Source organism: Paenacidovorax caeni, assembly GCF_001298675.1.
Classification (GTDB): Bacteria; Pseudomonadota; Gammaproteobacteria; order Burkholderiales; family Burkholderiaceae_C; genus Paenacidovorax; species Paenacidovorax caeni.
Map to the genome: position 1 here is coordinate 41,112 of NZ_CYIG01000026.1, position 8,424 is coordinate 49,535.

General features: G+C 66.8%; 10 protein-coding genes. 6 read left to right on the forward strand and 4 right to left on the reverse strand.

The features are described from left to right. Positions 1 to 139: 139 nt before the first annotated feature. Positions 140 to 742 (reverse strand): isochorismatase family protein, encoded by a 603-nt coding sequence (locus tag BN2503_RS11785; RefSeq protein ID WP_054256859.1) that lies wholly within the window; start codon positions 740 to 742, stop codon positions 140 to 142. Between the two features lie 181 nt (positions 743 to 923). On the opposite strand from BN2503_RS11785, the gene BN2503_RS11790 reads away from it, so the two are divergent. The 3 genes from BN2503_RS11790 (at position 924) to BN2503_RS11800 (ending at position 2,361) form a co-directional block, all read left to right on the forward strand. Further along, on the forward strand, positions 924 to 1,466 hold the full coding sequence (locus BN2503_RS11790) for a C40 family peptidase (protein ID WP_054256860.1): 543 nt from the start codon (positions 924 to 926) through the stop codon (positions 1,464 to 1,466). 122 nt (positions 1,467 to 1,588) lie between these two features. Next, positions 1,589 to 1,846, forward strand: coding sequence for a GlsB/YeaQ/YmgE family stress response membrane protein (locus BN2503_RS11795; RefSeq protein ID WP_054256861.1), 258 nt, complete (start codon positions 1,589 to 1,591; stop codon positions 1,844 to 1,846). A 2-nt stretch (positions 1,847 to 1,848) separates the two neighbouring features. Continuing rightward, positions 1,849 to 2,361 carry a hypothetical protein gene (locus BN2503_RS11800; RefSeq protein ID WP_054256862.1) on the forward strand — a complete coding sequence of 171 codons (513 nt, stop codon included), beginning with the start codon at positions 1,849 to 1,851 and terminating at the stop codon, positions 2,359 to 2,361. 59 nt (positions 2,362 to 2,420) lie between these two features. Here the strand turns inward: BN2503_RS11800 and BN2503_RS11805 are convergent, their stop codons facing one another. Next, the gene (locus BN2503_RS11805) at positions 2,421 to 3,386 is read right to left on the reverse strand and encodes a class I SAM-dependent methyltransferase (protein ID WP_054256863.1); all 966 of its coding nucleotides are present in this window, start codon (positions 3,384 to 3,386) and stop codon (positions 2,421 to 2,423) included. Positions 3,387 to 3,462: 76 nt separating this feature from the next. Then, positions 3,463 to 4,374, reverse strand: a complete 912-nt coding sequence (locus BN2503_RS11810; protein WP_054256864.1) for a LysR family transcriptional regulator — start codon at positions 4,372 to 4,374, stop codon at positions 3,463 to 3,465. A 165-nt stretch (positions 4,375 to 4,539) separates the two neighbouring features. On the opposite strand from BN2503_RS11810, the gene BN2503_RS11815 reads away from it, so the two are divergent. From BN2503_RS11815 to BN2503_RS11825, 3 genes are all read left to right on the forward strand, one after another. Beyond that, entirely contained in the window at positions 4,540 to 5,520 is a 981-nt protein-coding gene (locus BN2503_RS11815) for a DMT family transporter (protein WP_054256872.1), read from the forward strand. A 33-nt stretch (positions 5,521 to 5,553) separates the two neighbouring features. After that, a complete protein-coding gene (locus tag BN2503_RS11820; protein WP_175537962.1) occupies positions 5,554 to 6,876 on the forward strand; it encodes a deoxyguanosinetriphosphate triphosphohydrolase in 1,323 nt (440 codons plus the stop codon). A 301-nt stretch (positions 6,877 to 7,177) separates the two neighbouring features. Beyond that, complete coding sequence (locus BN2503_RS11825) at positions 7,178 to 7,492, forward strand: DUF2322 family protein (protein ID WP_054256866.1); 315 nt, start codon at positions 7,178 to 7,180, stop codon at positions 7,490 to 7,492. Between the two features lie 166 nt (positions 7,493 to 7,658). Here BN2503_RS11825 and BN2503_RS11830 read toward each other — a convergent pair. Continuing rightward, on the reverse strand, positions 7,659 to 8,424 hold a 766-nt coding region (locus BN2503_RS11830), incomplete at its 5' end, for an oxidoreductase dimerization domain-containing protein (RefSeq protein ID WP_158447357.1).

Sequence of the window (8,424 nt, forward strand, 5' to 3'; positions counted from 1 at the left end):
TGCATCGCATGAAACCGGCGCGGCCCAGGCGCGGGCAGCCGCGCAAGGGCCGCCCCGCCGCGCTGGCGTCGTCCCCCTGCCCGCCACGCACAGCGTGGCGAGAGCGGGGGGAAGCCGCGCAGCGGCTCAGGGGGGTGTTTCACTTCACAAGCCCCAGCATGTCCTTGAATGCCGGGTGCTCGCACGAGCGCAGCCACTCGAAGAGCACCATCTCGGTCGTCACCAGCTCGGCACCAGCACCGGCCAGGCGGTCAAAGGCGGCGTCGCGGTTGCGCTCGGTGCGCGAGCCGCAGGCGTCGGTCACCACCCACACGTCGAATTCATCCTCGACAAGCTGCAGCGCCGTCTGCAGCAGGCACACATGGGTTTCACAGCCAGCGATGACGATGGTCTGGCGCTCCGGCGCCTGGGCCTGGGGCTTTTGCAAGTGCTTGGGCAGGCTGCGCGCATTGCCGCCTTGCGGCTTGGCCGGCGGGCGCAGCCACTCGCCCAGGCCTTCTTCGGCGGCGCTGAAATGCATCTTGGCCAACGTCTTGTGGCACAAAGCGCGCAACGCCGCATCGTTGGGGCCGAGGCGCGAGGGATTCTGTTCCGTCCCCCACACCGGCATGTCAAGCAGCTGCGCCACCCGGGCCAGACGCAGCGCGTTGGCCAGCACGGCGGCGCCTTCGTGGATAGCGGGCATCAGGCGCTCCTGGTAGTCCACCAGAACGAGTTGGGATTCATCGGCGTCAAGCAGCATGGAGATTCTTTCTTTCGCAAACGGGCAACAAGCGGCCATTGTCGCCCACCCTGCCCCCACGCCGACGGGCGCTCACGGCCGCAGGAAAACCCTGGTAAGCCGGAACAGGGGGCCTGATGCATGTCAAATTTACGGACTGTTGTAATAGCCCTGGCAGCATGGCGTGGTAATCTCGCGCCCCATGTCCAGATGGTTATGCCTTCTCCTGCTGGTATGCGCCACCGCCCATGCGGCACCCGACGCAACACCCAGCAACGATTCCATGTCCCGCTTCCTGCACGAAAAAGCGCTGCTGGCGCAGTTCGAGGAAATGCGCAGCAACGTGGCCGGCCGCACGTCGGACCTGGTCGTCAGCGCCATGGGCTTCCTGGGCGTGCCCTACCGCCGTGGCGGCAACAGCGCCGAGACGGGCTTCGACTGCAGCGGCTTCGTGCGCGCCATGTACGAGCAGACCGTGGGCCTGATCCTGCCGCGCAATGCCGCGCAACAGGCCAAGGCCACCGAAGTGATCGACAAGCAGGATCTGCAACCCGGTGACCTGGTGTTCTTCAACACCATGCGCCGCACCTTCAGCCACGTGGGCATCTACGTGGGCGAAGGCAAGTTCATCCACGCGCCGCGCAGCGGCTCCCAGGTGCGCGTGGAAAGCATGGACGAGTCGTACTGGCGCCTGCGCTTCAACGGCGCGCGCCGCGTCACCCCCGAGGCCCTGGCACGCCAATAGGCGCCCCAACGCCTCCCCCGCACCGCAGGCCCGTTCAGGGCCTGTGTGCTTTTTGGGGCGCGCCCTGCAGCGCGCCCGCAAATGCGTACAGTCTGGGGCTTTACGACTTTGCAGGAACCTCCATGCTCTCTCTCCTGGGCACTCTCATCGTGGGCTTCATCGTGGGCCTGATCGCACGCGCGCTCAAGCCCGGCGACGACAAGCTGGGCATCGTCATGACCGCGTTGCTGGGCGTGGCGGGGGCGTTCCTCGCCAACTACGCGGGCTCCGCGCTCGGCTGGTACCGCGAGGGCGAAGCCGCGGGCTGGATCGCCTCGGTGGTCGGCGCCATCGTGCTGCTGGCGCTCTACGGCCTGGTCAAGGGCCGCGCGGGCCGCTGACGATGGCGGCCAAGGCCCCCGACGCGCGCCAGATGGCGGCCGACTCGCCGCCGCTGCTGGCCGCCGTGGAGCGCAGCCGCAAGCTGCTGCACCGCCGCGCCCTGGTGGCCGCTGCCGCCGGGGTGGTGCCCGTACCGGGTCTCGACTGGGCGGTGGACGCCGCCCTGCTCTCACGCCTGATCCCACAAATCAACGCCGAATTCGGCCTGACGCCCGCGCAGATCGACCGGCTGGCACCACAGCAGCGCGAGCAAGTGCAAAAGGCCGTGGCGCTGGTGGGCTCGGCGCTGATCGGCAAGTTCATCACGCGCGAGCTGGTGCTGCGTGCCGCGCAGGCCGTGGGCCTGCGCCTGTCGGCGCAACAGGCGGCTAAGTACGTGCCGCTGGCGGGCCAGGCCGCCTCGGCCGCGCTGGGCTATGCCACGCTGCGCTACCTGGGCGAGCAGCACCTGCGCGATTGCGTGCGCGTGGTGCAGGCAGCAGGGCTGGCGCTGCCCGCGCCCCCCGGCACCTGATATTTATCCGATCAAATCAGACGCAAAGCGTTTACAGAAAAGCGCTGAAAGCTCCTTTTTCAGGAGCACTCATGGGCACCGCCGGGCGCACGGAACACCAGCACCTTCAACGCACGCTCAGCGTCCACGTCGGCGAACACCTGCGGGTTCTCGACCCGCCCGACGAACGCCAGCTCGGGCGCCTCGGCACGCACCAGTGCCTGGAGAAAGTCACTCCCCAGCTCGGGTGCGTTCAGGCACAGCAGCGCGTGGCCGCCAGGTGCCAGCAGGTCCGGCAGGCGGCGCGCTAGGCGCGCGTAGTCCTTGGTCGCGACGAAGCTGCCCTTCTGGTAGCTTGGCGGGTCGGCGATCACCAGGTCATACGGCCCGCCGCGCGTGATCTTGCCCCAGGAGCTGAAGATGTCGTGCGCCAGAAAACGCGCGTCCGCCAGCCCGTTGAGCTGGTGGTTGTGCTGGCCGCTGGCGATGGCGCCACGCCCCATGTCCACGTTTACCACCTGGGCCGCACCGGCGCGCAGCGCCGCCACCGAAAAAGCGCAGGTGTAGGCAAACAGGTTCAGCACCTTGGCGCCCCGGCCCGTGGCGACGCGGTGCGCGGCCACGTGGCGCGCCACCCAGCGGCGGCCCTCGGCCATGTCGAGGAACAGGCCGTGGTTCTGCCCCTTGAGCACGTGCACGCGGTAGCGCGCGCCGTCTTCGGTCACCACATGCGGCTCGGGCACGCTGCCCGCCATCAGGCGGGTGTCGCTGCGCCCCTCCAGGCGCAGCGCCTCGCCCCGGTGCTGGAACACCCAGTTCAGCGCCTGCCCTGGCGCCAGTTGCGCCCAGCGCGCCTGCAGCGCGGCGCCCACGGCGTCCAGTTGCGCCTCGGTGGCGGGCGCGAAGCTGGTCAGCACAAAGACCGGCGGAAACACGTCCAGCGTCCACGCCTCACACCCTGGGTACAGACCGCCCCGGCCATGGAAGATGCGCTGGGCATCGGTAGGCAGGGGCATGGCGGCAATGGCGTCGAGCAGGGCTTGCATGGGAAGAGTTTTGGTATTTTTTTGGCCTCCAGCGCTTATCCAACAAGCGCTGGCAGCTATCAATTATGAAGCATGCTCAGTTTTGCGCATACGCCTGCACCTGTGCACTGGCCGCCAGGTGTGCCACCAGCGCCTGGGCAAAGCCGGAGAGCGGCGCACCGCGGCGGGTGCAAATCTGCAGGTCGCGCTGGGCCCAGGGTTCGTTCACCTCCAGCACCACGGGCGGCTCGCTCAAGCCAGCCTGGCGCACGGCGCTGCGCGGCACCATGCCGATGCCCACGCCCGCCGCCACCATGCGGCACACGGCCTCGAAACTGCGTACCTGGATACGCACGTCCAGGTGCCGCCCCAGCGCCGCCGCCGCGTTCATGGTGAAGGTGTGGATGGCCGAGCCGGCGTGCAGCATGACGAAGGGGTGGCCCAGCACTTCGGCGAAACCCGCCTGCGCCTGCCCTGCCAGCGCATGGCCACGGGGCACGATGAGCACCAGCCGGTCCTGGCGGTAGGGCCGCAGGTCCACCCCGGCGCTGTGCCCGCTGTCGGCCAGCACGCCCACCTCAATCTCGCCGCTGGCCACGGCCACGACGATGTCGGTGCTGGTGCGCTCCTCCAGCGTCACGCGCACCTGCGGCTGCTGGCGCAGAAACCCCGCCAAGTCATCGGGCAGGAAGGTGTGCGTGGCATGCGTGTTGGCCCACAGGCTGACGTGGCCGCGCAGCCCACTGGCAAACGGCGACAGGTTGGCGTGCAGCTGCTCCAGGCTGGCCAGCACCTGGCGCGCGTTGCGCAGCAGCGCCTCGCCCGCCGGCGTGAGGGCGACGCCGCGCGTTTGGCGCTCGAACAGGGTGGTGTGCAGCGCGTCTTCCAGCCGCCGCAGGCGGTGGCTGGCCGACGACGGCGCCAGGAACGCCCGCGCCGCGCCGCGGGTGAGGTTGCCCTCTTCGGCGATGGCGACGAACAGGCGCAGGTCGGTCAGGTCATAGCTCATGGCAATACGGCGCAGGCGATGGGGCAAGCGTTCGGAATTGACGAACGCACGCTTGCCGAATGGGCAATTGTGCCCTGCAACAAATACCCGCACCATGGCGGCCTGTGTGTGCTGCCTTCGGTTTTGACGCATGCGCACCGTGCCTTGCCCTCTTCTCCCTGCCCCATGCCCTGGAAACACTGGTCCTCCGAACGCCTTGGTCTCACCTTCGCCCTGCTGGCGGCCCTGGGGTTCTCGTTCAAAGCCATTTTCGTCAAGCTCGCCTATGCCGTGCCCCAGGCGGTGCCGGTGGACTCGGTCACGCTGCTGGCGCTGCGCATGGCGTTTTCCATGCCGTTTTTCGTCTGGGTCGGCTGGCGCGCCAGCAGCGCGCTGCAGCCGCTGCGCCCACGCGACGGGCTGCTGGTGCTGGCGCTGGGCCTGCTGGGCTACTACGGCGCGAGCATCCTCGACTTCATGGGCTTGCAGTACATCAGCGCCAGCCTGGAGCGGCTGATCCTGTTCACCTACCCCACGCTGACCATCGTTATCAGCGTGCTGTTTCTGGGCAAGACGGCCTCGCGGCGCGAAATTGGCGCGCTGCTGCTGTCGTACGCGGGCATTGGCCTGGCGTTCGCGCACGACTTGCAGCTGGCCGGCGACACGCGTGCCGTGCTCATCGGTGCGGGGTTCGTGTTCGGCTCGGCCGTGTCGTACGCCTTCTACCAGGCGGGCAGCGAGCCCGCCATCCAGCGCCTGGGCGCGGCGCGCTTCACGGCGCTGGCGCTGCTGGTGTCCACGCTGGCGTCGCTCGGGCACTTCGCCGCCACGCAGCCGCTGGGGGCGCTGGTGCAGCCGGTGCCGGTGTACCTGCATGCCCTGGCCATGGCGATTTTTTCGACCGTACTGCCGGTGTTCATGACCTCGGCGGCGATCCGGCGCATCGGCGCATCGAAAACCGCGCTCATCGGTACCCTGGGGCCGATGCTGACCATTTTCTTCAGCTGCTGGCTGCTGGACGAGCCGCTGTCGTGGTGGCAGATCGGCGGTGCCGCGCTGGTGCTGGCCGGGGTGCTGCTCATCAGCCGGCGTAAGACGGCGCCCACATTGCAAGCAAAAACAGGCTCCAGCCCTTGTGGGGAAAGCGCTGGCAGCTCTCAAAAGTAGAGTAAAAAGCAGGGCATGCCAAGGAGGCCCTGTATGCAATGGAAAAATCTGCTGTCCACGCGCAAGTTCAAGGTAGAAGACGGACTGGTTTCGGACTACCGCTCGCGCAACCAGGGCAGCAACCAGAGCCGCTCGGAATACCTGCAGGACCACGACCGCGTGGTTTTCTCGCGCGCCTTCCGCCGCCTGGGCCGCAAGACCCAGGTGCACCCGCTGGCGCAGAACGACCACGTCCATAACCGGCTGACGCACAGCGTCGAGGTGGCCGCCGTGGGCCGCAGCATTGGCATCAAGGTGGGCGAAGCGCTGAAGGCGCGTGGCGCGCTGCCTGAGGCGTTCACGCCCTACGACATCGGCGCCATCGTGCAGGTGGCGTGCCTGGCGCATGACATTGGCAACCCGCCGTTTGGCCACACGGGCGAAGACGCGCTACGCGAATGGTTCCGTCAGCCAGAGAATGCGCGCTACCTCGACGGCCTGCACGCCGCCGAGGTGTGCGACCTGCAAACCTACGAAGGCAATGCCCACGCCCTGCGCATCGTCTGCACCACCGAGATGTACACCGGCATGGGCGGCATGCGCCTGTCCTGCGCCAGCATTGGCGCGCTGCTGAAATACCCCTGGACGTCGGACCAATCCGGCCCCAAGGGCAAGTTCAACATCTACCAGTCCGAGCTGCCCTACTTCAAGGCCGTGGCTGGCGAGCTCGGCCTGAAGGCGCTGGAGGCAGACCGCCGCTGGGCCCGGCACCCGCTGTCGTACCTGATGGAGGCGGCCGACGACATCTGCTACTCGGTGCTGGACCTGGAGGATGCGGTGGAGATGGGCATCCTCTCCACCGCCGAATTCGAGGACCGGCTGCAGGCCTACCAGCCCCGCCTGGGCAGCTACCCCATGGAGCCACGCCAACGGTGTGCGACGCTGCGCAGCATTTTCATTGGCGATTGCGTGGAATACGCCAGCCAGGAATTCATGCGCAACCACGACGCCATCATGGCCGGTGACTATGCGCAGGCGGATTTCTTCCAGAACTCCAGCGCCGACTGCGCGCAGGCGCTGAAGGCCGCCAAGCAGCTCGCCGGAGAACGCATCTACACGCACCCCAGCAAAATCAAGCAGGAAATAGCCGCCTACCCCTGCCTGCACCATCTGCTGTCGATGTTCATTCCCGCCATCGACGGCTTCCACCGAGGGCAGGAACTCAGCGAACGGCAAAAACGGGTGCTGCGGCTGCTGGACAAGCCGCCGCGCACGGGCGGCAGCAAGTACCACGCCTTTCTGGAAGTGCTCGACTTCATCGGCGGCATGACCGACAACTATGCACTGGCGCTGGCACGGGAGACCTCAGGGTTTTGAGCTCACCCTAACGCCAATGCCGACAATCCGCAAAATGGTCTCCAATGCCTATCAAAAAGGGGCTGTACGCCATCAAATCAGGGGCCGCAGCGTCCCCAGATAACATGCCTGCCATCACCATCGCAGCGCACTGTCCCAAGGTGGCGCGCCGCGCTGTGGCACCGCCCACAGAGCGGGTAACCTTGAGGGTTTAAAAGCCTAGAACGTAAAGCGAAAAAGCGCGCGGCGCCCTCCTCCCCCAGAACCCGAGCACCAGCAGGCCGCCAGCCGGCCCGCCATGCATCTAGATTGGAATCACCCCATGTCTTTTGCGGACAACCTCAAAACCCTGCCCTCCATCACCCACCTGAAAGCATTGCACCTCGTGGATGCCAACGGCAACGAAGTGGCTACCATCCCGAACCAACCTGGCAAGGCGGGTTCGGTGGCCGTCTACAACGCGCTGGCCACCAAGCACGGCGCCATCAACGTCGAGGCCGCCAAGGAAGGGCTGGAAATTTTTGCCGAGCACACCGAAGACGCCAAAAACCGCCCTGGCGCGCACCCCAACATCGACCGCCTGCTGGAAGTGATTGCCACAGGACAAGGCTACACCGTGCGCTTTGAGCAGGCCTGAGCGTGAAGGCTGCGCGCGGGCATCTTTCGTCGCAGATGGGGGTGGATAGTCTTGCCGATATCCCGGCTGCTTATCCAGCAAACCCCCAAAGCTATCAATTTCAGAAATAAAAAAGGCAACCTTCGGGTTGCCTTTTTGCTTATCCGCACTTTCGCAGAAAGTGCGCTTACTTCCGAGCCGGTGGGACGTCTGTGCAGCTGCCGTGCGCCACCTCCGCTGCCATGCCGATGCTTTCGCCCAGCGTGGGGTGCGGGTGGATGGTCTTGCCGATGTCCACGGCGTCGGCGCCCATCTCAATCGCCAGCGCAATCTCACCAATCATGTCGCCGGCATGCGTGCCAACGATGCCCCCGCCCAGGATCTTGCCGTGGCCGTGGGCCTCGGGGGAATCGTCGAACAGCAGCTTGGTGACGCCCTCGTCGCGGCCATTGGCAATGGCGCGGCCGGAGGCCGTCCACGGGAACAGGCCCTTCTTGACCTTGATGCCCTGGGCCTTGGCCTGGTCTTCGGTCAGGCCCACCCAGGCCACTTCGGGGTCGGTGTAGGCCACGCTGGGGATCACGCGGGCGTTGAAGGCGGCGCTGGCCAGTTCCTTGTTGCCCTGCAATTCACCGGCGATAACTTCTGCCGCCACATGCGCCTCGTGCACCGCCTTGTGCGCCAGCATGGGCTGGCCCACGATGTCGCCGATGGCGAAGATGTGCGGCACGTTGGTACGCATCTGGATGTCGACGTTGATGAACCCACGGTCTGTGACGGCCACGCCCGCCTTTTCTGCGGCAATCTTCTTGCCGTTGGGCGTGCGGCCCACGGCTTGCAGCACCAGGTCGTACACCTGCGGTGCGGGGGCGGTGCCACCCTCCTCTGCCGGCGCAAACGTCACCTCGATGCCTTCGGGCGTGGCGCGGGCCCCCACCGTCTTGGTCTTGAGC

Excerpts from the sequence above, each read along its gene's own strand:
- BN2503_RS11785 (WP_054256859.1), bottom strand. The coding sequence starts at position 742 with ATGCTGCTTGACGCCGATGAATCCCAACTCGTTCTGGTGGACTACCAG.
- BN2503_RS11790 (WP_054256860.1), top strand. The coding sequence starts at position 924 with ATGTCCAGATGGTTATGCCTTCTCCTGCTGGTATGCGCCACCGCCCAT.
- BN2503_RS11795 (WP_054256861.1), top strand. The coding sequence starts at position 1,589 with ATGCTCTCTCTCCTGGGCACTCTCATCGTGGGCTTCATCGTGGGCCTG.
- BN2503_RS11800 (WP_054256862.1), top strand. The coding sequence starts at position 1,849 with ATGGCGGCCAAGGCCCCCGACGCGCGCCAGATGGCGGCCGACTCGCCG.
- BN2503_RS11805 (WP_054256863.1), bottom strand. The coding sequence starts at position 3,386 with ATGCAAGCCCTGCTCGACGCCATTGCCGCCATGCCCCTGCCTACCGAT.
- BN2503_RS11810 (WP_054256864.1), bottom strand. The coding sequence starts at position 4,374 with ATGAGCTATGACCTGACCGACCTGCGCCTGTTCGTCGCCATCGCCGAA.
- BN2503_RS11815 (WP_054256872.1), top strand. The coding sequence starts at position 4,540 with ATGCCCTGGAAACACTGGTCCTCCGAACGCCTTGGTCTCACCTTCGCC.
- BN2503_RS11820 (WP_175537962.1), top strand. The coding sequence starts at position 5,554 with ATGCAATGGAAAAATCTGCTGTCCACGCGCAAGTTCAAGGTAGAAGAC.
- BN2503_RS11825 (WP_054256866.1), top strand. The coding sequence starts at position 7,178 with ATGTCTTTTGCGGACAACCTCAAAACCCTGCCCTCCATCACCCACCTG.